Origin of the sequence: Pseudomonas sp. NPDC089395 (assembly GCF_044749525.1) — a bacterium.
GTDB lineage: Bacteria > Pseudomonadota > Gammaproteobacteria > Pseudomonadales > Pseudomonadaceae > Aquipseudomonas.
On sequence record NZ_JBIVID010000014.1, the window covers coordinates 12,088 to 35,327 of the forward strand.

A 23,240-nucleotide genomic window follows, 5' to 3' on the forward strand; every position below is an offset into this window, starting at 1 on the left:
TCATGGCCACATCGATGCTGGACATCCCCTGTGTGACCCTTGGCGGCGAGCACAAGGTGCTGGGCGACTTCACCGGCAAGGCGCTGCTGGTGGTCAACACCGCCAGCCAGTGCGGCTTCACCCCGCAGTACAAGGGCCTGGAGCAGCTGTGGCAGGATTACCACGCGCGCGGCCTGATGGTGCTGGGCTTCCCCTGCAACCAGTTCGGCAAGCAGGAGCCGGGGGATGCGCGTGAGATTGCACAGTTCTGCGAGCTCAATTTCGGTGTGAGCTTCCCGCTCTTTCGCAAGATCGAGGTCAACGGCGCAGGCGCCCATCCGCTGTTCGTCGAGCTCAAGCAGCGTGCCCCGGGCCTTTTGGGGTCGCAGAAGATCAAGTGGAACTTCACCAAGTTCCTGGTCGATCCGGCAACCGGCAAGGTCAAGCGCTATGCCCCCAGCACCAAGCCCCAGGCGCTGGAAGCCGACATCGAGCGGCTGCTCAGCCGCTGAGCGGCACCCAGTGGTCGATCAGCGCCAATAGCTCTTCGCGGCGAAACGGCTTGGCCAGGTAGTCGTTCATGCCCGCCGCGCGGCAGCGCTCACGCTCCTCGGGCATGGCGTTGGCGGTCAGGGCGACGATCGGAAGGTCCGGCCAGCGGCCGCTCTGGCGGATGCGTCGGCTGGCCTCGTAGCCGTCCATCACCGGCATGTTGCAGTCCATCAGCACCAGGTCGAAGGTTTCTTGCGCCAGCAGTTCCAGGGCCTCGGCGCCTTGGGTAGCGAGCTGTACCTGGCAACCAAGCTTGGCCAGCATGCCTTTGGCCACCAACTGGTTCACCGGGTTGTCTTCTACCAGCAGGATGCGTGCGCGGCCGTCTTTGGCGCTGGGCGCCGGGACCGCCAGCGGGTGTTCCGGCGCCTGGCCCTGCAGGGTGCGGCGCAGGGTCTGGTACAGGGCATTACGCGCCAAGGGGCGGGCCAGCTGGTGCAGCGGCGCCAGTTGCGCCGACTGCTCGGCGGACAGGAAGTTGCCGTAGGCGGTCACCAGCAGGATCGGCGCTTCGAGTGCGGGGCGCAGTTGCAGCAGGTGGTCGAGGTCATCGGTGATCAGCAGGTCGATGCCGTCGCTGGGCAGGCTGGCGACACTTTCGTGGCGCCGGTAGCTCAGTCCCCAACTTGGCAGCAGGCCCTGCAGCAGCTCGCTGAGGCCGCTGGAGGCGGTGCTCAGGGCTACCACCTGGCCGTGCAACGGCGTGGGGGCGATGGCCTCGGTGTGGGTGGGCAGCGGCAGTTCGGCGCTGAAGCGGCTGCCCTTGCCCGTCTCGGACTGGATATGCAGGCGTCCTTGCATGGCCTTGCACAGGTTGTGGGTCAGGGTCAGCCCCAGCCCAGTGCCGCCATACTGGCGGGTGATGCCGGCACCGGCCTGGGTAAAAGGCTGGAAGATACGCGCCTGGGCTTCCTCGGGGATGCCGATACCGGTATCGCTCACCTCCAGGCGCACGCCGCCACTGATGCGCACCAGGCGGATGTCGACGCGGCCGAAGCGGGTGAACTTGAGGGCATTGGACAGCAGGTTGCTGACCACCTGGCGCACCCGGGTCGGGTCGCCCAGCACCGAGCTTGGGAAATCGCTGGCAATCAGGCAGGTGAGTTCGACACCCTGCGCGGCATTCTGTGACAGCAGGTTGGCGGTGTCCTCGACCATCGCGCCCATGTCGAACGCAATGCGCTCCAGCTCCAGTTGCCCGGCATCGAACTTGGACAGGTCGAGGATATCGTTGAGCAGTTCCACCAGCACCTTGCCCGAGTCGTGGGCGATCGCCAGTTGCTGACGGGGTTCGCTGTCCAGCGGGCTGTCCAGGGCCAGCGCGATCATGCCGAGCATGCCATTGAGCGGGGTGCGGATCTCGTGGCTCATGTTGGCCAGGAAGGCCGCGCGTGCCTGGGCCATGTCGAGGGCGCGCTGGCGGGCTTCTTCCAGCTCCTGGTTGGATTGGCTCAGGCGGCTGTTGCTGGCCTTGAGTTCGTCGGTACGCGCCGAGACGATGTTTTCCAGTTCATTGAGGTACTCGGTCAGGCGGTTTTCGGCGCTGCGCCGCTGCTGGATCTCGGTGGCCATGCTGACGAACTGCTGGTTGGCGACCTTGACCAGCACGCCGATCTCATCGCGCTCGTGGCCAGGTGGGCATTGCACGCGGTTTTGCAGGGGCTGGCGCGGGTCGCCGCCACTGAGTGCGGCGATCACCGTCACCAGTGGCTTGGTCAACATCAGGTAGAACAGCCCCAGGAGGATACCGGTCAGCACCAGGCTGCGGATGAAGCCGCTGAGGAGCGTGACCTTGGCGCGGTCGAGAAAGCGGGTGCCAGAGGCGAACGTGTCGATGTCCAGGTAGAGGGTGCCGAGGTATTCCTGTGGCATGTGCGTCAGGAACAGCCGGCCCTGGAACTGGCGCTGCTCGCCGAACAAAAAATCGCTCAGGGGCCGGTAGCGGTCCTGCAGGCGTGGGCGTTCGACGTCGGCCAGCACGGTTTCGTTGTTGTCGATCAGCCGGGCGCGGATTACCGCTGGCGCTTGCAGAAGGCCCCGGGTCAGCTCCAGCGCCAGTTCCGAATCGATGTTGTAGGCGATGCGCGAGGCCGGGGTGTGGCTGACTTGCAGCAGTGCCTGCACTTCGCGGTTGATGGATGCATCGACGCTGGCATAATCGATGCCGATCTGGATGAGACTGAGCAATGTTCCCAGGATGAAGCCGACCAGGACTGTCAACCGGGCTTGCTTGTATGACAGGCGATTGGTGAACTTGATATCCATGGGTCCCGAGCCGGTTTCACATCCCTTGCGCTGCGCAAGCATAGCCTGTAGGAGCGGCCTTGTGTCGCGAAGGGCTGCAAGGCAGCCCCCGGCAATTTCAGCTACGCGGCTGGTCCCTGGGGCCGCTTTGCGACCCTTTCGCGACGCAAGGCCGCTCCTACAGGCGATGGGCGGCGAAGCGGCCCCAAAGAACTGAAGTCCGAAGGAGTCCTCATGGACGCTCGCTTGAATGCTTTCCTGGAACGCGCAGAATCGGTGCTGGCACTTCTCGAACCGCTGTTGCCGGCGCCACGCCCGACCATCGACTGGGCCACCACCCTGGCCGCGCGCTGGCAGCGCGACGGCCGCACGGGCTACCTGATGCCGCTGGAAGTCAGCCTGGACATCCGCCTGACCGACCTGATCGGGGTCGACAAGCAACGTGACCAGCTGGGCCGCAACACCCACCAGTTCATCCACGGCCTGCCGGCCAACCACGCCTTGCTGTGGGGCTCGCGCGGCACCGGCAAATCGTCGCTGGTGCGCGCCTTGCTGGCCGAGCATGCTGGCGTCGGGCTGCGCCTGATCGAAATCGAGCGCGATCACCTGGCCGACTTGCCACGGGTGGTCGAACAGCTGCAGAAGCTGCCGCAGCGCTTCATCCTGTTCTGCGACGACCTGTCGTTCGAAGCCGGGGAGGGCGACTACCGGGTGCTCAAGAGCGTGCTAGACGGCTCGCTGGAGCAGGCGCCGGACAACGTGCTGCTGTACGCCACCTCCAACCGCCGCCACCTGGTGCCGGAGAAGGAAAGCGACAACGAGAACTGGAAGCGCGTCGATGGCGAGCTGCACCCCAGCGAAGCGGTGGAAGACAAGATTGCCTTGTCCGACCGTTTTGGCCTGTGGCTGTCGTTCTACCCCTTCACCCAGGAACACTTCCTCGATGTGGTCGAGCACTGGATCGGCCAGTTGGCCGGCACTGCCGGGCTGGCCTGGCAACGTACCGAAGCACTCGACATCCTCGCCGTGCGCTGGGCCACCGGCCGCGGTAACCGTAATGGCCGTTGTGCCTATCAGTTCGCCCGCTATTGGGTCGGACTGCAATTGTTGGAGCAGAAGTAAATGATTGACCTCAATGCCAGTGGCACCGGCCTCGACGGCTATGACCTGCTGGCTGCGCAAGTGCAGGCGCTGTTTGCCGACGAGCGCGACTTTATCGCCAATGCCGCGCAGTTCTCGGCGTTCCTCTATAACCAGGTGGACGACCTGAACTGGGCGGGGTTCTACCTCAATCGCAATGAAGAGCTGGTGCTTGGCCCGTTCCAGGGGCAGGTAGCCTGTGTGCGCATTCCGTTCAGCAAGGGTGTGTGCGGGGCGGCGGCGGCTACCCGGCAAACCCAGCGGGTGGAAGACGTGCATGCCTTCCCGGGGCATATTGCCTGTGACAGTGCGTCGAACAGCGAACTGGTGATTCCGCTGGTGAAGGAGGGCAGGCTGATTGGCGTGCTGGACCTGGATAGCCCGAAGCTGGCGCGGTTCAGTGAGGGGGATCAGGTGGGGCTGGAGCGGTTGGTGGCGGTGTTTCTGGCGTTGACTGACTGCTGATTGCTGTTTTGCCTGTGCCGGCCTCATCGCGGATAAATCCGCTCCTACACGTTCAGCGATGAACCTGTAGGAGCGGATTTATCCGCGATGAGGCCGGTGCTGAAAAATCAGTCGTAGATCACTCGCTTTTTCCAGGTCTCGTCCTCATCGGTCTTCAAGCCCTGGGTCAACGCATTCTCGTCATTCTCCGCCGGCTCCATCTGGTCCAGCACCTGGGCATTGGCCCGCGCCAGCAATTTCTCCAGATAGGTCAGCTGCTCTTCATACACCTTTGGTTCAGGCTGCTTGCGCAGGTACTGCACGCCCCGCTCGAACGCCAGCCGCGCTTGCCCCGGCTGCTCTTGCTGCAGCGCTTGCTGGCCAAGGTTGTTGAAGAACTCGATATGCAGCAGCACCAGCAGGTGACGAATCTCCTTTACCCAATGCTTGGCCTCGGTCGTTTGCAGGACGTTCTCTTGGGCGGCCTTGACGATCTGGGTATGCAAGGCCTCGAGCAGGAAGCGCACGTCCTTGGCCTTGACCTCGGTCTGGATCGGGCTCGGTGGGTTGTTCACCGGGATTCGCTCGCCCTGGGCGATGAGGTCTTCGAGTTCCGCGATGCGCGCCTTGAGTTCGGCATTGTGCTTGTCCAGCGTCAGTTGCCGCTGGTTGAGGTTGAGCTCCAGGCGGGTCAGCAGCAGCTTGAGGGCCGGGGTCATGAACTGGCCGGGGAAGGTCTCGGTGATTTCGCCACAGCGGCGCAGGCGGTCGGCGAGTTCGATCTTCAGCCGCGCGCGTTCCAGTTTGCTGTTCTCGACCACGTTGTTGAGGTAGCCGATCACGATCAGCAACGCGATACCCGCAACGATGAGCAGTGTGATCAGAAGTGGTGTCACCGTTAACGCCTCATCAGGAAGTTTTACATTGAGAGTGTAGCGAACAGGCCTGCCCGCTTGCCACGTCACGCTGTGTCGGCTGGTCGGGTGGTTTCTACAGTGATGGCACTTTGCGACGAGGCCGTCAGAAAATCAACGCCAATCCTTGGACGGTGCTTGCGAACAGCCCATATAGAGAGCGAAGTCATTGATTTAAATAAATTTCTAGAAAAGGGTTGACGACCTTTCACAGCATCCATAGAATGCGCGCCACTTGCAGCGTAAAGCACACAGCGAAACGCGGCAGGGAGTGAAAGCAAGCAGTAATGCTTGTAGCGTGTCCCCTTCGTCTAGTGGCCTAGGACACCGCCCTTTCACGGCGGTAACAGGGGTTCGAGTCCCCTAGGGGACGCCAATGCGGGAATAGCTCAGTTGGTAGAGCACGACCTTGCCAAGGTCGGGGTCGCGAGTTCGAGTCTCGTTTCCCGCTCCAGTTTCTCCGGCAGCGCTTAACGGCGTGGCAGGAAAAGAAAATCCAGGCTGAATCGTGAGGTTCATGTTCTGGTGCACTGAAAAGTGTTGTGTGTCCCCTTCGTCTAGTGGCCTAGGACACCGCCCTTTCACGGCGGTAACAGGGGTTCGAGTCCCCTAGGGGACGCCATTTGCGGGAATAGCTCAGTTGGTAGAGCACGACCTTGCCAAGGTCGGGGTCGCGAGTTCGAGTCTCGTTTCCCGCTCCAGTTTCTAAAACTATGGCGTTCATGACGGTGTAGTAGGTTGTAAAAGCTTCAAATGCGGGAATAGCTCAGTTGGTAGAGCACGACCTTGCCAAGGTCGGGGTCGCGAGTTCGAGTCTCGTTTCCCGCTCCAATACAAAACGCCCTAAGGAATCAAGAATTCCTTGGGGCGTTTTTTTTTCCATTCGAAATGGTCAGGCCAAGGCTTGATAGCGATGGCCGGCCCCCCTTAGCGGTATTCAATCGTAAAGTTCAATGAGCCCGTGGCATCGCCCGGGGTAACCGTTGGTTCGGTCTGATAGTACCGGGCCCGCAGGTCAAGGCGCGTGATACCGGGGGTAAGGGCTACCATATCCACGAACTCCTCCAGTTTCAGTGGGGTATTGTCGCTGCGCAGGACCTGAATGCCGATGCCGCTGGCGTCCGAATCATTGTTCAGAGTGAACAATCCCATGTCCCGGTCCACTGGTACCGAGCCGTGCACGCCATCCAGGCGCATGAATGCGCGGGCAACGCTGCCTGCCGGGTCGTCTTCGCAGTCGTTTAGGGTGATGAAAAAATCAACCGGGTTGGTTGTAGTGCCCTGGCCTTTGAAGTCGCCAATGTCGTGGCGGCCAAGTTGCACCGGGTTGGCGCTGACGGCGTTGGCTCTGAGCGTGCACTGGGCCTGTTGAACCTGGCCGCCCAGGTTCAGCCTGACGGCATCCCCCACATCGCTGACCACGCCCCTGATGACCTCCTGGTTGAACGAATGCATGCCAGCGGGGATGGGGCCGGTCTTGATCAAGGCCATGTACTTGATGATGAGCGTGCGCATCAGCATGAACGAGGGTGACATGTTCCGTTGGTTTTCACCAATATAGGGGATGGCCCCAATGCCCCCGTCGTTTGGCAGGAAAGAGGTGCTGTCTGTGCCGTTGAGGAAGCCGCCTAATTCCATGTAGAGGCCTACACCCGGAATACTGGTCTGCATCACCTTGCCCGTGACATCCTTGCCGTCGACAGGGGGGAAGGTGCCTGGAGCGATAGGCAATGGCGTGCTCATGTTGGCTGTCAGTCGTCGCGACCCGTCGTTGTCACACTTCAAGGCAAAACCGGGGCCGGCCACCCCAGTCGAAGTTGCGGAGAAGATCTTGCTACCAATTGGCGCGTCGCGTGCCACCCACTTCATGCCAGCGAGGTTGTGCGTGAACTGCAAAGGGCCTGTGGTCGTTGGCCACTCGCAAAGCGCGTCCGCTTGGGCCGGGCTTGCCAATGTCAGCATCGCCGTGGCGGTGGCGATGCTGAGGAAAAAGCGTGAAAAAGGGAGCATGGTCGGTTCCTCTTGCAGGCATGCGGCGTCGGCGCATGGGCTGGGTCATGGGGTAGGGCAGCGCAAAGTCTGAAGGCGGTAGCCTTGCTCTTCCGGCATCTTGGCCGGGTCGATCGACAACACACAGCGCTGCTCGGCACGTTCGCCCCAGCGCGCTTCCAGTGTCTGGGCCTGGGCCTCTGTTGCAATCAGCGCCTGACCGGCCTGGCCCACTACCGCGAGGTGATTGCCCTGCTGGTCGTTGACTTGGGTACCAAAGGGCAGCGGGCGGCCGTCGGCATGTTGCAGGTTCAAGATCAAGCGGCTGACCTGGCGGGCCTTGAAGGCTGCCAGGGCGACCGCGCCCCGGCGGGGAACTACCTGGGTCGCGCCGTTTTCGATTTCCACGTCCGGGCCGAGCTGGTCGGTTTGCAGGGTCACCTGGTTGACTCGGTAGGGGCGCATGTGGGGGGCCAGGATGTAGCCGTTGCTGTCGGTGCTGCCGCCGGGCACGTTGTCGACGCCCACGCCAGGCACGTCGGGCACATGCACCAGTGCCGTGGTTTCGCCCAGGTATTGCCCCAGGACGATGCCGTCGGCGTGCGCCAGCACTGCGCCACTGGCATTGACGGAAACACTGCGGAAATCATTCGCTTCGGTGTAGCCGGCACCCACGTTCACCTTCGACGTCTGGTAACCCATCGACATCGAAGCGGTCTTGTTCTGTTGCTCATCGTTGGCCAGCGATGCCAGGTAGCTCAGGCGGTTGTCCTCGGAGCCGCCGTTCAGGGTGGCGCGTTCGCTGAAGCGGCCGTTGCTTTCCTGCACGTCGAAACCGGCGGTGGTCGAAGTGCCCCAATCGAGTGGGAGGGTGACGCCCAGGCCAACGATTCGGTCGCTGCCGCTGTCGTCGCTCAAGGATTGCGAGGCATATAGGTTGAAGCTGACCCGGCGGTACTGGGTGTTGAACTGGAACTGGTACTGACGTCGTTGGCGGTTGGTGTGCCAGTAATCGTCCTGGGACAGGGTCAGGCTCAGCGAGTTGCGGTTGCCGAACGCCTGGTAGATCGAGCTTTCCACGCGGCTGCGGCGATTGCCCTGGTAGCGGCTGGATGCGTTGCGCTGCTGCACGGCTTCGTCGAACTCGCGATAGCCCTCGGTGGAGTAGCGGTAGCCGGCGAAACGCAGGCTGGTGCCGGTCTGGAAGGCTTTACCGTAGCGCACAGCGTAACTTTGACCCTGCACCTGGCCGCCTTGGTCGCCCAGGTCGGTACGGGCCTGGGTCACGTCCAGCGATACCGCGCCGAGGGTGCCGAAGTCGCGCGCGATGCCAAGGTTGGCGGCGTTGTAGTACTCGCTGCCGAGCAATCCGCCATACAGCGTGGTGCCCCACTTGCCGCCGCGGGCCAGGGTGGCTTGCCACAGTGCGGGGGCGTCGATGCCGTCGGCGCCGTCATAGCGCCCGGCAACCAGGTTGTAGCGCCAAACGCCGTCACGCAGCAGGTTGCTGAGGGTGGAGTAGGGCTGGATGAAACGGCGCACCTGGCCATCGGCCTCGGTGAGGACGATCTCCAGGTCGCCACTGCTGCCGCCGACACCCAGATCGTTGATTTCGTATGGGCCCGGGGCAACGTAGGTGGAGTAGATCGGATAGCCGTTCTGCAGCACCTCGAGCTTGGCCCGGCTCTGGGCCACGCCGCGGATCACCGGTGCGTAGCTTTGCATCACGTCGGGCAGCATGCCCATGTCGGTGGCCAGCTGCACCCCTTTGATGGGCAAACTGCGGAACACATCGCCATTGCTGAAGGTTTCGCCCAGGGTGACGGTGCCCCACTGGCCGGGCAGGTCGTGCTGGGCGTAGGTGTTGAAGTGCGTCCAATCCTGGCCTTCGCCGTCGTCGCGCCAGCTCTGGCTGCTGCGCAGCCGCCAGCCGTTCAGGTTGATACCCGTGTTGAGGTTCAGGTCCTGGCTGCTGTTCGAGGTACCTGCGGCGCCGGTGAAATGTTGCGCGGAGGCCTGGTAGCTGACGAAAGCGGCGTTGATGCCGTTGTCCCAGCGCTCGGGCGCGACGCTGCCGGCCACATCGCGGCGCAGGGCGATCTGCGGGATGGACAGCGCCAGCTGGAGCTGGCCGGGGTCCAGGTCGTAGGTGGCATCGGGTACCAGGGCGGGCAGGTCGACGCAGCGCTCATCATCGGGCAGTGGCTCGGTAAGGCCCTCTTCACGCAGGCCCAGTTCGCGCAGCAGGCCGGCGCTGAGGCAGGGCTCCAGGCCCTTGCCGTCGCTGCGCTCACGGAAGTCGATTTCATGCTTGCCCGCTGGGGCCAGGTTGACCAGTACTTCAACCTGGTAGCGGCCGGGCGCCAGGGTAGCTTGAGTAGCCAGGGTGCTCAGGGCGGCGACGCTGGCGTCGCTGGAATGCCCAGGCGTCTGACGCATGAAGTTGGGGTTGAATTGCTGGGGGCGTTCTTCAGCAAGGGTCAGATCAGTGAGCAGAAACAATAGGCCGCAACCTGCCATGGGTAGAAACAGGGGTGCGCCAAGACGAATCGGCAAATGCCGGCGCTGGGTGGGTTTAAACATGCTCAGACACCGTTAATGTAAATGTCGCTTGAGGGCCTTTTCTCTGTCAGATATTGAATTTCACTGCTTCATCTGGAGAAAAATCAGGGCGCACAGTACGGTCCTAGATGAATGATTCATGTAGGAAAAATCCGATGTTCACCCTAAATAATTCAACAGTTCTTGGCAGTGTTCGGTAAGAGAGGCGGCCAAAATAGAGATTGGCCGCCTTGTCATTTAGTTGACGTTGACGGGGATGTAGGTGCTGGGTCCGCCAGGTACCCATTTCCCATTGATTTTCCGGAAGCCCAATATAGAGCCGTTGCTTGCTTGCGGTGGTTGTGCAATAGGAGTGGGCGGTGAAGTGGCGCTTATCGGCTCCGCAAATAATTCCTCCAGTCTGTAGGAACCAATTGATGAGTTTGAAGCTGTGGAGGAAGCACTACTGACCGAACCATAATCTGGCGCTGGAATTATGGTTATGTCATCAGAGATACTTACGGTCACTCTGTTCAAGGATTGTGCAGAAGGGCCGTTGGCCGCAGGTAGATGGATTCCTCTCCTAATGGGTATTGAACCTCCTGCTCTTCCCGATCCAACACTTGACGGAAGATCACCCAATTTACGTGGGCCGAAGGTTGTGCGAAGTCGCGCCCTCGGTATCTTCAGCGAAGTTGAACTTTCAGTTGTCTGCGTACCAACACTGGTGGCACTGCTCGCCCCTTTCGCCCCCAAATTGCTATACCCCATGATCCCCAACGTACTCAGCGCACTGGCAATCCCCAGCCAGAACGCCCAGTCATTAGCCGCAGTGCTCCCTGTCACCAGCGCCCCCACAGCGACAGCCGTGGCAGCCACGTCGATCGCGAGGCTGGCGGCGCCGAAGGCGAAGGCCATGGTCAGGCCTACTGGCGGCAGGATCATGAAGCTGACCACTGCAAACACCGCCCCCAGGGCCACGCCAAGCCAGGATCGCCAGTCAGCCTTGGGCTTCAGGGGTTTGGGCGGAACGTACGGCGCCTCCATGCTGTGCCGCATGCCGTAGTGGCCGCTTGGGTCGTGCCAGTTGACCGGGTTGCCGCCACAGTAGACATACGGGTTGATACCCGCCTGTTCTGGCGCCGCCGAATCCGGGCTGAGGAAACGCATCAGCCCTGGGTTGTAGGCACGGTAGCCACGCCCCAGCAGCGACCAGCCCAATGCCCGTTCGCGGGCTTCGCCGTTGAAGCCGAGCAGCCCCACCAGCTTGTCGTTGTCCGGTGAATCACCATAGGCGGTATACGCATTGTCGTGCAGTTCGTCGCGGCTGCATTCACCCATCACGCTGTTTGCCGCATCCGTCACGAACAATCGGTTGTCTGCCGTTTGGGCCGGGCGTTGCAAGCCCAGAGGGCGCTCGCCTGCGTACAGGTACTCGGTGAGCAGGTCGGCATCGCGTGTGCTGGTCACCCGGTAACCCTGGTAGCGTCGCGACACTTCCGCTGCTTGCTCATGGCGTACGCCGATCAGATCGTTGTGGCCGTCGTAACGGTAGCGGTAGAGGGGTTGCCCGTCGCTGGCACGCTGCACTTCGATCAGGCGTCCATGGTCGTCGTAAACCAGCCGGTTTCCCTGCTCATCGTTCAAGAGGTTGCCGTCGGCGTCATGTTCGAAATCCTGACTGGCCGGGTAATCGGGTTGCAGCGAGTGCTCTGCCAGTTTCAGGATGAAGCCGTCATAGGTGTAGAAAGCCTCGTCCGATGCACCGTCGGCAAAATCGGTGTAGCACTCGGTAAGATTGTTCAATTCGTCGTAGACGAAATACTGATTCTTGATAGCGCGCCCAGCAGCGCTTCGCGGCAGGCTGGTGCCTTGGCAAGTGTGTTCCTCCAGCCGGTCGAGTGCATCGTAGGCGAAGGTTTCCAGCAACAATTGCTGGCCGTCTCGGGTGAGGGTGCGGCTACGCAGCTGGTCATCTTCCTGCCACTCCAGCTCGATGCTTTGGGTGAGCGAGGAGCCATCGTGCCGGGTAAGGGTCTGTTCGCGTTTCTTTTCCCGGCCAAGGTCGTCGTAGGTCTGCTCGCACAACAGGACCTGCTTATTGGCCAGGTCTTCGGTTGTGGTTATCCAGAGTCGTCCAACCGTGTCGTACTGGAATGTGGCAACCAGGTCGCCCTGGCGGGTTTGTTCCAGCTGGCCCAGGTCATTGTAGGCGTGGCACACCTGGACGCCGTCGCTTTCGCTATAGCCCAATGGCAGGCCCTGCAGCGAGTTGCGGTAGTCGCAGTGGAAACCCTTGGCGTCCTTATCCTCCCATTGGGTTTTCAGCAGGTAACCTTGATCGGTGTAGGTATAGGCGTGCTTGCCTTGTGCGTCGCTGGCGCTACTGATTGCAGCCGTTCTGGGGTCGTAATCGAACGTTGCAGTCTGTGAGTTCACCTCGATACGCTCGGGTTGTGCGGAACGTGCTGGGCGGTAGTGGTAGGTGAAGGTGCGTGGCGCTGCGGTAGTGCGCGTTTCAACCAGCGAGGTGTTGCTCTTGTAGGTGTATGACTCCTTTTGCCGGCCGGCTGTCATCGACTTCAGGCGCTCAAGGCCATCGTAGTCCCGTTGCCAGGCGAGGGTGGGTTCAGCACCTTTGCGCCGCTCGACAAACAGTTGCTCGGCCAGCGGGGCAGCGCTGTGCAGCGCGAAATGGCTGAGGACGGCCGACTGGTCGGGACGTTCGGTACGTGTCACCCGGCCCTCGGAATCGTACGTGAACTTGCTGATTCTACTGACCGGCCTGCCTGCCCGTTTAAAGGCGTGTTCTTCGCTGATGCAACGCCCTAGGCCATCGTAACTGAAGTTGTGGCGACCAACGGTTTCGCCTGCACCGTCCAGACGGTACTGAACCTCCAGCTTGTCGAAGCGATTGGTCTCACTCACCTCCTGCTGCTGGCGAACACCCGGTTTGTCGGGCGTTTCAATCCAGCGGGTGACGATGTCACCTGTTTCACCGAACGGCGAGTACTTGCTGTGCTGGGTGGCGCCGTTGGGCAAGGTGGTCTTGCACAGTTGGCTCCAGGCATCGTATTCGTAGGTGGAGGTCAGCTTCAGGGTCTTGTCGTCGTAGTAGTCGAACGTGGTTTCTTTGCTCAGTTGGCCCAGTTCATCGTACTTGCGCCGTGCAACTACTTTACGTTGCCGTGTTTTTTCAGCGCCCGGCGCGGCATCGGGGGCATTACGAACTTCCGTTTCGCGCTCTTCTGTCACCACCCGGCTGCAGCCGTCGAAGGTGACGAAAGTACTTACGCCCGTACTGCCGGTTACCGACTGCGAGGCCAGCCCTGCAGCGCCTTTTTCTGGGTGAGTGACCAAGCCGTAGGCGTGGGTGACCTTGGCCTCGTCCACGCCCTGGCCTGGCGCAACGATTTCTTCCACCAGGCGGGCGAGCGGGTCGTAGCGACGACGGATGTTGTTGCCGGTGTCATCTTCTTCGTACACGGTCTGGCCATGCAGGCCCGAGACGGCCAGGCGGGTGGTTTTCTGCACCAGGTCGAAGCCGGACACGGTTTCATCGGTCCAGTATTCCAGGCCATGTTCCTCGTCTACGACCTTGCGGTATTCCCATTCGATACGTGCACTGCGGCTTTGGATGGCCCGGCGTACGGGGTTTGCGCTGTCGTCACCATAGCGGGTGGTCACCTGGTGGTCCGGGCGGCCATGCAGGAAGGCATTGTCAGGCGTGTTCAGGTAGGCCCGTTCCACCTTCATCAGCAGTTGTTCGCTCTCGTCGGGCTCGTCAGCCTTGAGCACTTGCACCACCGTTTCCTCGCAAGGCGCAAGCCATTCGCTCTTCTCGCCGAGGCTGGACAGGGCCGGGTAGGCCTTGTACTTCAAGCGGGTGCGTTGCACGGGGGCGTCGCCGGGCAGACCTTGCACGGGGTAAACCGTCTTGCACTTGACGTTGCGCACAAAGCCCTGCGGGTCGGGCGGGCAGGCACAGGTGTCGTCGTCCTTTTCGCCATTCTCGCCGTAATACTCGTAGCAGACGCGCACACCCGTGGGGGAGGTCTCCTCGGTGACGTTGCCGTAATCGTCATAGAGGGTGGTCGCGGTTTCCTCGTGAAGCATGCTGGGGTGCTTGCGCAGCTTCCAGCGCTTGGTGATGGTCTTGGGCAGCTGGAAAAAGCGGGGTTGATCGTCGAAGCTGTTGCCTGGTAGTTCATGGAAGACGGTTTCGGTTTCTTCGATATGGCCCTCTTCCTCGAGCGTTTGCAGGGTCATCAGGTGATAGCGGTTGAACGTCTGCGTCTGTTTTCGCGCTACCTGGCCCTCTTTCCAGTAATGGGCGGTGACGCTATAGCGGTAGGAGGATTGCGCTCGGTACAGGTTGTCCTCGCCGTCGTCGCGCCAGCTGACATTGCTGTTGCTGCCGACAAAACTGTGATCCACCTCGAGGTTGTTTTCCGGGTCGCAGTGTTTGTAGGTGTAGGTCGTTTTCAGCGGCGGCTGATCGGCGCGGGGTTTGACTACATGGCTGGTTACTCGCGGCAAGACCCTGCGCGGTTGGCTGCCAGGCAGTACATGGCCTGTGTCGTTATCCTCGCCGTAGCGGATTTCCTCCACGGCGCCGAGGGGGGTAGAGATTTTCGCCAGGCAGGTCAGGCCGAAGGCGGTGGTATAGCCGAAGCGCCAGTTGCCGCCAACCTCGGGTGGCAGCTTTACCTCGACCAATGCCCGGTTCGTCAGTTCCAGCATGTAGCGCATGAACGGCTGGCCATTGCCCCCAGCGCCGGGATGCGCATCGATCGTTACCCGGCCCTCGGTGTACTTCAGTTCGAGCAGAAGCGTGCCATTGTCATCGACGATCCTTTCCAGCTGCTGGCTGTCAGGGGCGTAGCTGAGCGTTATCGCATGGCCGGAAGGGGCCCTGACGTGTTTGGGCAGGGCGATGGGGTTGAGGTCGCCATGCAGGGTGAGAATTTCCTCAAGGCCGGACTTGTGCACCACACGGTACTTTTGCTTGTCGCCCTCGCTGTCATCGTAAAAATGGAAGCTGTGAATTTTTTTTTCACGGATGGACGGTTGTTTGCCGGTGCCTGTCACCTTGTAGCTTTCCCCGGTGTGCAGGGTCAGCATTCGGGTGCCTGGCACGTACTGGGTCATGGCCAAATTCCAGCCTTTGCCGAAACCTGAGTCCGCGTTGTTGAACGGACTGAACGACAGGCGCAAGGGCAGGTTGGGGCCGGTCAGGTCATTGCCGGTCGGCGCTTGCAGGTCGATGGCCAGGTTGTACTGGCCGGTGCGTTGGTCCACATGGTTCTGCACGAAGCTCTGGAAGTTGGTGGCGTTGCTGTGTACTACGGCTGAATTGGCCATGGTTATTTGCTCCCGACGGAGGTGGAGACTGTGACGCAGGTAAGTTCGCCTTGCTTGATCGGGTTGCCCCTCGCGATGACCTTGAACCCGCGGCTAGGGGCATTGCTGTCGAGACCGGCGTTGGTCAAGTAACCCGAGTAGGTCCAGATCTTGTCGATGCCCAGTTTTTCCAGCGATGCGTTGGCGCGGGTCGTTTCAAGCTCTACCCAGGCGCTGTCGGTTTTTTCACAACGCTCGTTGTCGGTCAGCAGAAACTTCGACGCGATCGGCATGTTTCGAATGCGTATTGCGTGGGGCTCGATAGGGTCGTCCTCGACCTCGGGACAGGTTTTCTTCGGAAAGAATTTCGCGGTGGTGCCGCTGCCCAGTGCAGGCAGGTCGAACGCGCAAGCGGGCTCGGTATTGTTATCCACGGTTTGATACAGGGCGAGCACGGGCGTCGGATCCGCGTGGGTTGTCTCGGTATTGCTGGCGGCAAGGGCGACAGCACCCGTTATAAGTAAGGGGGCGGTCAACAATACCTGCTTAATGGGTGAGGTGATGGCAAAGAGGCGGTAGTGTAGGGGTTTCATGTGATAGGGCTCCCTTTCTGGGTGGCTTGATCGGACAAAGAACTTGGGCTGAGCCGTGCGTCAAACAACGAGGCATTGTCCGTTCAGAGCTTATTGAACTTGCCCTGTTGTGGCACCTGTCAGAATTAACAGGTGCGGTAAGTGCTTGGTGTTAACTTTCAACTTTGTGCACATCTAACTGGCGTTGTCACCTGGTAGATTTATCAGGTGTGTCTTACCTGTCATTTCTGCCAGTAGCCAGTATTTGCAGGGCGCCGTAAAACTAGGGGCATCTTCAACCCGCTAGGAGTACGTTCATGGCGCCCACACGTTCAGTGGAGTACGGGGCTGAACAATCCCCCCCTAATCCCGCCCCTGAAATTCCGATGCAAAACGCGTTGGGTGAGATCGATGTCGAAGCCTTGAATGGCCAAGATCTGTCGTTTCTCATCAAGGATGCGGATATCCGATTTGGTCAAGTTATCTTCCCTGTCTGGCGCGGTGTGGCGGCCGATGGCACACCCTTCGACGAGCTTGATGCGAAGGTCGAAGTGCCGGTGGAATACGACACTTCGAAAGAAATGACAGCCTACATCAGCAACCGTTTTGTAGAGCCCTTCAAAGGTGGGTGGGCATTTCTATCTTATAAAGTCGATGATGCAGAAGAGTCCACGCCGGATTCAATGCGTGTCTTTTGCTACCTGGGGTTACGCGACCGTGGTGGTGCCGAAACGTTGTCGGTGGCGCAGGCCCGTGAGTCCCATGATCGCGTGATTGTCGCCGCGGACGAGGGCGTACGCTTGCTGGCGCCACGCTACCGCGCAATGCAGATTGGCGACCGCATCGAACTGGTGGGGCGCAAGTTCAACGCGTCAGGCGAGGAAGTAACGCCGCCGGCCAGCGAAGTTCATGAGGTGACCAAAGACAACTTCGGCGAGCCATTGCAGTGGCAAGTTGCCAAGTCGCATTTCATTCGTGTCCAGGATGGCAGGGTGGAGTTCCAATACACCATCACGCTGGCGGGCACTGGGCAGGAAATTGAATCACCGGTGCAGGAATTTGCAGTAGCAAGGGCGCCGAGCCCAGTCGACCCTTTGATCGAACCCACAGTTGATGATTTCAAAGGGCCGCCGCTGGACCCTGGCCAGTTCCCCGATGGGGTAACCGTTCGGGTGCCTGTGTATCCGGGTATCCAGGTGGGCGACTACCTGCTGCTGCACTGGCGCAGCCCTATCCAGCTCGAGCCTGTGGTGCAGTTTGCACGCATGGATGTGAGCTGCCTGGATACCGACGAGGTCGTGTTCCAGATAGGCGCCGAGCTGCTCGAGCCGGGCGAGCATGAGGTGTTCTACCAGTTTGCGCGTAAGGGGCATGCGTTGACCTCCAGCGCCTTGCTCGTCGAGTTCGAAACCTCGCGCAGCCTTGCCGCGCCAGTCATTGAACGTACCGAAGCAGATACGCCGGGCACGCAGAGGCTAGCAGCGGAGCGGGCGATTCTCGGGGCCTATGTGCAGGTGCCGGATGTTCCCTTGCGCCCAGGTGAGCACTTTGAAGTCCACTGGCAGGGTCATGAGAAGGGCGGGAGGCAGATTACCGCTACGCCAGTCCAGGAAGGCGGCCGACGCTACAAGATCGACCCAGACGTGGTGGCCGCCAACATGCACCAACCGGGGGAAGTCGAAGGCAGGCGGTTCACGGTGTTCTACCACATCGTCGACAAGGATGGAGTGCGCTCCGCGCCTTCTGCGGCCGTGAGCCTGCGTGTCGTACCGGTGGATCTGAAGAGCACCATCAATTGCCTGCAAGCTGAATTCAACGGCGATCTTTACCAGTCCAAGCTCCTGGCCAACGGTGCAATGCTCGACGTGTCCGGGGCACTCCTGTGGCCCTTCGCAGCGCAAGGCCAGCTTTTCACCCTGGCCATCGAGGACGGCGCTGTTTTACGCAATGCAGTGCCCGTTACCGCTACGGAACATGCAAATGCACGGATACAGCAGTGGTTGAGCCGGCCGGTTTACGACGCGTTGAGCGATAACACGCAGTACACCGTGAACGGGCGAGTCAGCTTCGACCAGGGCGATAGTTGGCACTTGCTGACCCCACTGCGCCTTACCCCAAGAAAGTCACGCTGAACCACGACGCGACCGGTCATGACGGAGGTATGGCCATGCCGGTTGCATGAAAACTGGAGATGAAGATCGATGAACATTAAGTTGCTTACACCGACTCAAGAAGCAGGCACCCAATCGCTTGAAGACTTTCTTGAAGAAATGTCCAAGGGTGCGAAAACCCTGGAATGGGATGCGCTACTGGTGTTCGACAGGGCGGCCACCAATACCCTGTTGGCGCAAGAATATATTGATCGGATCGCTATTGACGACAAGCAATTTCCGAAACTGCCCGATGATAGGGTGGATGCGGGTAATGGCATCGAACATGTCATGCTCGGGCTGGTGCTGGATAAACCGCGGCTCTCTTTCGAGAATGCCAGCATCCAAGAATCCAAAGGCAAAATGCTGATGCGCCTGGTGGGCGGCAAATACTTGGAAGTGATCGAAACCTTCCATGATGGCGAACCGGTCAGGAGCATATCGCGCCTTTCGGTACTCAACGCTGCTGTCGGTGACTTCTTGCAAATGGATATCAGGCTGGAGGCAGTAGCGGGCTCCGTCAGCGAGAGTGGCAAAGTGCTCTTGGATTTGAGCAAAGGCGTCAATCATCTTTTCAGTGGGGCAGGGACCGAGCTTGAGAGGATTGAGCTGGGAGTGTATTTCAAAGAGATTTTCGATCAGTGGAAAAAGGAAAACGGTGCATTGACACAGTTCGAGCTCAGCGAGCTGGTCAACGACGACGCATCGCCTGTGCAGCCAGGTGTCTTCGGTATTCGCACCCATGCGGCGCCAGGGGCGACCGTGCTCGGCAGTGAAGCCTATGGTAACGGCGCAGTGGTTGTGTTCATTGCCATGCGAGGAAGTGACAATGGGAACTATCCACATGATGATGCCTCGATGCTGTACATGCTGCCTGCGGCGGTTGAGCCCTACACCGCTAACATCGTGTTGGGGCAGAAGTTTTTGGCGGACACAATCATTACGCTGGGTCTCGACCAGCTGGAGTGGTTGCGAGGAAAGTTTGTCAGTAAGCGCCTGGGTGATGGCCTTTATAAATTGGTTGCCAGTCAAGCGAACGATGTTAGATTCCAGTTGGGATTCGAGCAGAGCCGAGGTAATGGGGGGGCTGATTGGTGGGAAGCGAAACTGAGTCTTGAATGGGTGGACATCAATATTTTCGCTAAGGATTCCGAATGGACATTTGAGGGCGGGATGCTGAAGGCAAACTGGCGCAGCCTGCCATTAATATCCCGTGGTTGGGGTAGCGTGGTCGGTGGCGGGCACCTTCCTCCTGTTACGCTTTACCCTGAGGTTCATGTATCAGTAAATGTTCAAGCCTCTTATCGTTTTGTTATTGTTGACGGTGAAGGCGGCAGCGAGCGGGTAAAGTTGGAGATTGAGAATTTCAATGCGACTGACGAGGTGAGTATTAAGGGTCTGGGGTCGCATCCGGCAATTCTGGAAATGGGTGAGATATTGCTAGCTCGTGTGAAAGAGCAGGTACGTCCTTTCGTGCGCACCAAAATGGAAGAGCTAAGGGGCATGTCGTTAGTGATTGACCCCTTGCGTCTGAACAATCTGCTGTTCCGCAGTGCAGACGTCGTAGCGCCCCGCGACGTGGCCCTGCCAACCGACCTGACCCTGCTCGGCAACCTCGCACCCAAGCGCACCACCCTGGTCGTCAGCCCGACGGAAGTGATCGTGGCAAGCGGTCAGACGTTCGATTTCAAGGCCGAGTCTGCAACCGGCAGTGTCATCTGGGAAGTGCAAAACCTCCCCGGCGAGTCGGGTGACACTGGGGAGTTCAAAGATCCATCCAAAGGGCGATACACGGCCCCCTCCGATGATGCTCTGCGTGAAGAAGGCCAGCGTCGGGTGATCGTCACGGCCACGGACGGGGATAGGGTCAGCAAGGCACTGGTCAGCGTGGTGCAAAGCCAGGTTTCGGTAAACCCGTGGGTAACGTCATTAGCGGTGGGCAAAAGCCATAAGCTGAGTGCAGGTACCCCGGATGGCGCCGCACTGACATGGGATGAGCCGGAGCTAGGCACCTTAGTACCCGATGATGACCCCTTGAACCCGCTTGGTTACAAGTACACCGCGCCGCCAAGGCTGCCTCAATGGAACGAAGGAGACCCGCTCTACCAAATGGGGATGCGCCTGGTCCCGATCACCGTTCGGCCGACGGCGGGAGGCCCGGAAGCAACCATCGACATACTGGTCATTGGCCCTAAGAACGCCAACTACTGGATGGAACCTGAAGCCAAGGCAGATGGCAGCGTGGCGCTGCCGTTTTATCGGCTCGACCGCGGCGGTAAAAAGATCGATGTTCCCGAGCCTGTCGAATGGACAGTGCTAAAAGGCAGTGGAGAGGTCGATCAGGCTACTCGCGTGTACACGCCCAAAGCAGGGGCTGATGAACAGTACGCCATCGTCTCGGCGTTTTACGATAACGGAGAGGACTCTGATACACACGACTACGTCATCTTGCCTTTGCCGTTCATTACCAGTCACCGCTACGCCGATCTGCTCAGCCCGGCAATCAAGGAGGTGTGACATGGCCAATGACATCACACAGGCTCTGCCGCAACAAAACCAGGACACTTCGGTACGACTTGGCTGGGGAGGCGTGCTTGCCCTGGACCGCAGGATCATCGACCTCGGACTGCGTGAGCAGTTTCTTGAAGCGCTGGGTGACTTCGGAGCCCCCCCCCCGATCAGCCTGGAGGCCGACCTGGACGAAGGGGGGCGAATCAGCGTTGCGTTGGAAGGGCTGATCCTGGGGGCGCCCCAGGTCGGCTTCGAGAACGCCACACGCTTCAGCCAGGACATGATGCTGCGGATGAACATCATCGCCGGGGAATATAGGCGGGTGGTGCATGTCCCTGGCAAGCCCGCGCGCGTCGTGGAGAGCTTCACCATCAGCGAAGCCATGGGCTATCGGGTCGAAGCGCCGTTGGCTGTGCGGGCCGAGCGGCCGGTGAGTAGCCGATATACCTCGCTGGTGCTGGACCTGGCCACTGCTGACAAGTTTTCCACCAACCTGGGGCCCAACGACTATGTCAACATCATGATTGGCCGCCGCCTGCAAGAGGCGATCAGCTACATGCGGGCTTACCAGCGCACCTACTCCCTGGGCCGCTTCAGCATGGACGATTATTACCCGCTGAGCCCGGAGCAGTTCCTCGTGCGGACCATGCCGGCACCCTGGGGGCAGGATGAAGGCAGCCCGCGCCATGGCGATGGCGCCGTGCTGGTCTTCATGAAACTGGGGATCGACCTGCGCGCGGGGGGGCAGCCCGACCCGACCATCGACTTCCCCTATCCGATCCCCGAGGACGCGGACGGCCTGCCGGGTACCTTGATCCTCGTTCCAGATATCGGCGACCTGGGCGCCGGACAAGTGCAGGATGTGCTGAAGACGTTCACCTTGGCCAGCGGCTACGAGTTTGTCATCAATGACTCAAAGCCAGGCGTCGATCTGGTACTGGGCGGTGTTTGGCGAGAAGGTGCACAGACCGTCAGTGTTGAGCCCGGTTTTGCCACCGTCGTTTCGGGACAAACCATTGCTTTCAAAGCCCAAGGCGCAACCGGACCAGTGCAATGGTCGGCCAATAACCTGAGGCGTCCGGCGGTTTCCGGCACCTTTAACGGTGCTTCCTACAGCCCGCGTGCCGTGGCCAGTTTCGCCGAGGACCAGCAGATGGTGCTGGTGACCGCTACCTTCCCCGAAGCGGGTGGCGAGGGGCGTCGGAACGCCTTGGTGATGGAAAGCGCCCGGGCGGTGCTGGCCGCTCCGCGTGTCGCTACCTGGGTTCAAGGTCACGAGCCGATCGCGCTGCGTGCCTCCAGCACGGACAACGGTACGCTGGAGTGGAGCCTGGTGGGGGCTGTGCGTTTGTCAGCGGGTGAGCAACGTATCCAGTCGCTTGACGATGAGCTGGGCGAGCTTGAGGACCTGGGCGATGGGCGGGCAATCTTCACGCCTTATCCGCCCCCTAAAGAAACCCCGGATCTTCGTATCCAGCGAATCAGGTGCACCGACCGGAAAAGCGGAGAAAGCGCTGAGTGCGCGGTGGTGGTGATCAGGTGGGTTGCGTCCTTGCACCCGGTGCCGTTCCATGTGCCACAGCGGCAATCGGTACAACCCACGCAGTTCACGGTAGAGTCCGTCAGGCCGGTGACCTGGACCGTGTATGGGGAGGGGAAGTTCGTCGGCGACGTCTATACCCCACCGGACGCGCCGCAATTGCCCATTGCGGTGGTCGCCGCGGATGACGGCAATGACCGCACCGGCTATGCCATCGTAGAGTTCAGCGAGGGCCGCAAGGCCTCGGCGGGTTTGATGTCCTGGACGGACCTCAGCACCTTCGAACTCAAAGCCCTCAGTGCACCCAAGTGCTACGCCAACGGCTGGCAGCAGATCGAAGTCGAGGTGGTCGTGGCCGCTTCGGACGATGAAAACGGTCAACCGATCGAAATCTCCGACGCGGATCTCGCGACGTTGAAGTTTCTGGAGGTGGGCACCAACAAGGAACTAGCTTTCCTCGCACCGTATGAAGAAGCGCTGGACGCTGCAAGTGAAGATAAATGGGCGGTCAACAACACCCCGAACCGGATCAACCGGCAAGTTCCAATGAGGGATGAATCGAGCGAGCGCTTGGGGGAGATCAGAAGGCGCAGGTTCTACATCCACTCCCGCAAGCCTGGGAAAATTACCCTGTATGCGGCGATGCAGAACACCGACACAGGCCAATGGGTGCTGTCGGAGAAAAAGGGTGAGCAAGGCAGAATCGAGCTGCAAGGTCTGGACCTACCGTCCTTCACCTCGGAGTCTTATTCGTTCAAGCGCACTCGCGTGGCCGGGGATGAGTCACCGTCCGATGGTGATGAGTTCGCTTACGTCGACAACAGTACCGACTACTGGCTGCTTGAACACGTCATCAGTGAAGGCAGGGTGACCAAGTTTGCCCACCTGGGCATCAAGGCAGCCGATATCAAATCGAGCGTGCGCTGGTCGTCGCATCTGGACGACGACCATTTCGCCAGTTACACCGGCTTCTCCTTCCAGTCGGCCGACCGCACCGTCAATGAGGGGTTGTTGTTCGATGGGCTCTTCTACCGCATGGCGAAGCATCGCTCGCATACAGTGCCGAAACTGCTGCCGGACAAGGGGCCGGGCGCCGGTCAGTTGATGCTTAGCCTGCACCGGGTGGATGACTTCAAGTTCAGGAGCGTTGAGCAGGACCTCCCCTACCCCCCGGCATTGGAAAAGGAGCTGCTCCTTGAGCTGTTGGATGTGGAAGGCAACTTCCATCCGTTGACGTTTGCCTATGGCGTCACCGGAGACGAAGCCAAGGAAGGGCTGGCCGATCGCGACAAGCTGAAACTTTTCCTTCGTTGACCACGGC

The 23,240-nt window shown here is 60.3% G+C and carries 12 protein-coding genes and 5 tRNA genes; 11 read left to right on the forward strand and 6 right to left on the reverse strand.

The genetic code is table 11. The annotated features are described in order from the left end of the window. The first annotated feature begins 2 nt into the window (after positions 1-2). On the forward strand, positions 3-491 hold the full coding sequence (locus ACIPZG_RS23710) for a glutathione peroxidase (protein WP_400717422.1): 489 nt from the start codon (positions 3-5) through the stop codon (positions 489-491). Here ACIPZG_RS23710 and ACIPZG_RS23715 read toward each other — a convergent pair. Next, entirely contained in the window at positions 481-2,838 is a 2,358-nt protein-coding gene (locus tag ACIPZG_RS23715) for a response regulator (RefSeq protein WP_400717425.1), read from the reverse strand. The genes ACIPZG_RS23710 and ACIPZG_RS23715 overlap by 11 nt on opposite strands. Before the next feature lie 171 nt (positions 2,839-3,009). On the opposite strand from ACIPZG_RS23715, the gene ACIPZG_RS23720 reads away from it, so the two are divergent. Together ACIPZG_RS23720 and ACIPZG_RS23725 are read left to right on the forward strand one after the other, a co-directional pair. After that, a complete protein-coding gene (locus tag ACIPZG_RS23720; RefSeq protein ID WP_400717428.1) occupies positions 3,010-3,897 on the forward strand; it encodes an ATP-binding protein in 888 nt (295 codons plus the stop codon). Beyond that, positions 3,898-4,380: a GAF domain-containing protein gene (locus ACIPZG_RS23725; RefSeq protein ID WP_400642833.1), complete on the forward strand. Its 483-nt coding sequence runs from the start codon at positions 3,898-3,900 to the stop codon at positions 4,378-4,380. It begins immediately after the preceding gene. A gap of 107 nt (positions 4,381-4,487) precedes the next feature. Here ACIPZG_RS23725 and ACIPZG_RS23730 read toward each other — a convergent pair whose 3' ends face one another. Then, a complete protein-coding gene (locus ACIPZG_RS23730) occupies positions 4,488-5,255 on the reverse strand; it encodes a hypothetical protein (protein ID WP_400717430.1) in 768 nt (255 codons plus the stop codon). A 318-nt stretch (positions 5,256-5,573) separates the two neighbouring features. On the opposite strand from ACIPZG_RS23730, the gene ACIPZG_RS23735 reads away from it, so the two are divergent. The 5 genes from ACIPZG_RS23735 to ACIPZG_RS23755 all read left to right on the forward strand — a co-directional run bounded on the left by ACIPZG_RS23735 (position 5,574) and on the right by ACIPZG_RS23755 (position 6,104). After that, positions 5,574-5,649, forward strand: a tRNA-Glu gene (locus tag ACIPZG_RS23735). Between the two features lie 2 nt (positions 5,650-5,651). Beyond that, positions 5,652-5,727, forward strand: a tRNA-Gly gene (locus ACIPZG_RS23740). 92 nt (positions 5,728-5,819) lie between these two features. Next, positions 5,820-5,895 (forward strand) — tRNA-Glu (locus tag ACIPZG_RS23745). A gap of 3 nt (positions 5,896-5,898) precedes the next feature. Next, positions 5,899-5,974, forward strand: a tRNA-Gly gene (locus tag ACIPZG_RS23750). 54 nt (positions 5,975-6,028) lie between these two features. Then, positions 6,029-6,104: transfer RNA gene (locus ACIPZG_RS23755), tRNA-Gly, on the forward strand. A 96-nt stretch (positions 6,105-6,200) separates the two neighbouring features. Here ACIPZG_RS23755 and ACIPZG_RS23760 read toward each other — a convergent pair. The 4 genes from ACIPZG_RS23760 to ACIPZG_RS23775 form a co-directional block, all read right to left on the reverse strand. After that, positions 6,201-7,283 (reverse strand): fimbrial protein, encoded by a 1,083-nt coding sequence (locus ACIPZG_RS23760; RefSeq protein ID WP_400717433.1) that lies wholly within the window; start codon positions 7,281-7,283, stop codon positions 6,201-6,203. A gap of 45 nt (positions 7,284-7,328) precedes the next feature. Continuing rightward, positions 7,329-9,845: a fimbria/pilus outer membrane usher protein gene (locus tag ACIPZG_RS23765; protein ID WP_400717436.1), complete on the reverse strand. Its 2,517-nt coding sequence runs from the start codon at positions 9,843-9,845 to the stop codon at positions 7,329-7,331. A gap of 216 nt (positions 9,846-10,061) precedes the next feature. Beyond that, positions 10,062-15,167 (reverse strand): RHS repeat domain-containing protein, encoded by a 5,106-nt coding sequence (locus ACIPZG_RS23770; protein WP_400717438.1) that lies wholly within the window; start codon positions 15,165-15,167, stop codon positions 10,062-10,064. A 2-nt stretch (positions 15,168-15,169) separates the two neighbouring features. Continuing rightward, positions 15,170-15,739 (reverse strand): hypothetical protein, encoded by a 570-nt coding sequence (locus ACIPZG_RS23775; RefSeq protein ID WP_400717440.1) that lies wholly within the window; start codon positions 15,737-15,739, stop codon positions 15,170-15,172. A gap of 296 nt (positions 15,740-16,035) precedes the next feature. Here ACIPZG_RS23775 and ACIPZG_RS23780 point away from each other — a divergent pair, with 296 nt between their 5' ends. The 3 genes from ACIPZG_RS23780 (at position 16,036) to ACIPZG_RS23790 (ending at position 23,233) form a co-directional block, all read left to right on the forward strand. Beyond that, complete coding sequence (locus tag ACIPZG_RS23780) at positions 16,036-17,850, forward strand: hypothetical protein (protein WP_400717442.1); 1,815 nt, start codon at positions 16,036-16,038, stop codon at positions 17,848-17,850. Between the two features lie 69 nt (positions 17,851-17,919). Next, a complete protein-coding gene (locus ACIPZG_RS23785) occupies positions 17,920-20,385 on the forward strand; it encodes a hypothetical protein (protein ID WP_400717444.1) in 2,466 nt (821 codons plus the stop codon). Position 20,386: 1 nt separating this feature from the next. Further along, a complete protein-coding gene (locus tag ACIPZG_RS23790; RefSeq protein ID WP_400717446.1) occupies positions 20,387-23,233 on the forward strand; it encodes a hypothetical protein in 2,847 nt (948 codons plus the stop codon). Positions 23,234-23,240 lie beyond the last annotated feature (7 nt).

What these genes read in the sequence shown, in the direction of transcription:
- ACIPZG_RS23790 (WP_400717446.1), top strand. Translation starts at nt 20,387, where the DNA reads ATGGCCAATGACATCACACAGGCTCTGCCGCAACAAAACCAGGACACT.
- ACIPZG_RS23715 (WP_400717425.1), bottom strand. Translation starts at nt 2,838, where the DNA reads ATGCTTGCGCAGCGCAAGGGATGTGAAACCGGCTCGGGACCCATGGAT.
- ACIPZG_RS23770 (WP_400717438.1), bottom strand. Translation starts at nt 15,167, where the DNA reads ATGGCCAATTCAGCCGTAGTACACAGCAACGCCACCAACTTCCAGAGC.
- ACIPZG_RS23765 (WP_400717436.1), bottom strand. Translation starts at nt 9,845, where the DNA reads ATGTTTAAACCCACCCAGCGCCGGCATTTGCCGATTCGTCTTGGCGCA.
- ACIPZG_RS23710 (WP_400717422.1), top strand. Translation starts at nt 3, where the DNA reads ATGGCCACATCGATGCTGGACATCCCCTGTGTGACCCTTGGCGGCGAG.
- ACIPZG_RS23720 (WP_400717428.1), top strand. Translation starts at nt 3,010, where the DNA reads ATGGACGCTCGCTTGAATGCTTTCCTGGAACGCGCAGAATCGGTGCTG.
- ACIPZG_RS23780 (WP_400717442.1), top strand. Translation starts at nt 16,036, where the DNA reads ATGGCGCCCACACGTTCAGTGGAGTACGGGGCTGAACAATCCCCCCCT.
- ACIPZG_RS23760 (WP_400717433.1), bottom strand. Translation starts at nt 7,283, where the DNA reads ATGCTCCCTTTTTCACGCTTTTTCCTCAGCATCGCCACCGCCACGGCG.
- ACIPZG_RS23725 (WP_400642833.1), top strand. Translation starts at nt 3,898, where the DNA reads ATGATTGACCTCAATGCCAGTGGCACCGGCCTCGACGGCTATGACCTG.
- ACIPZG_RS23785 (WP_400717444.1), top strand. Translation starts at nt 17,920, where the DNA reads ATGAACATTAAGTTGCTTACACCGACTCAAGAAGCAGGCACCCAATCG.
- ACIPZG_RS23775 (WP_400717440.1), bottom strand. Translation starts at nt 15,739, where the DNA reads ATGAAACCCCTACACTACCGCCTCTTTGCCATCACCTCACCCATTAAG.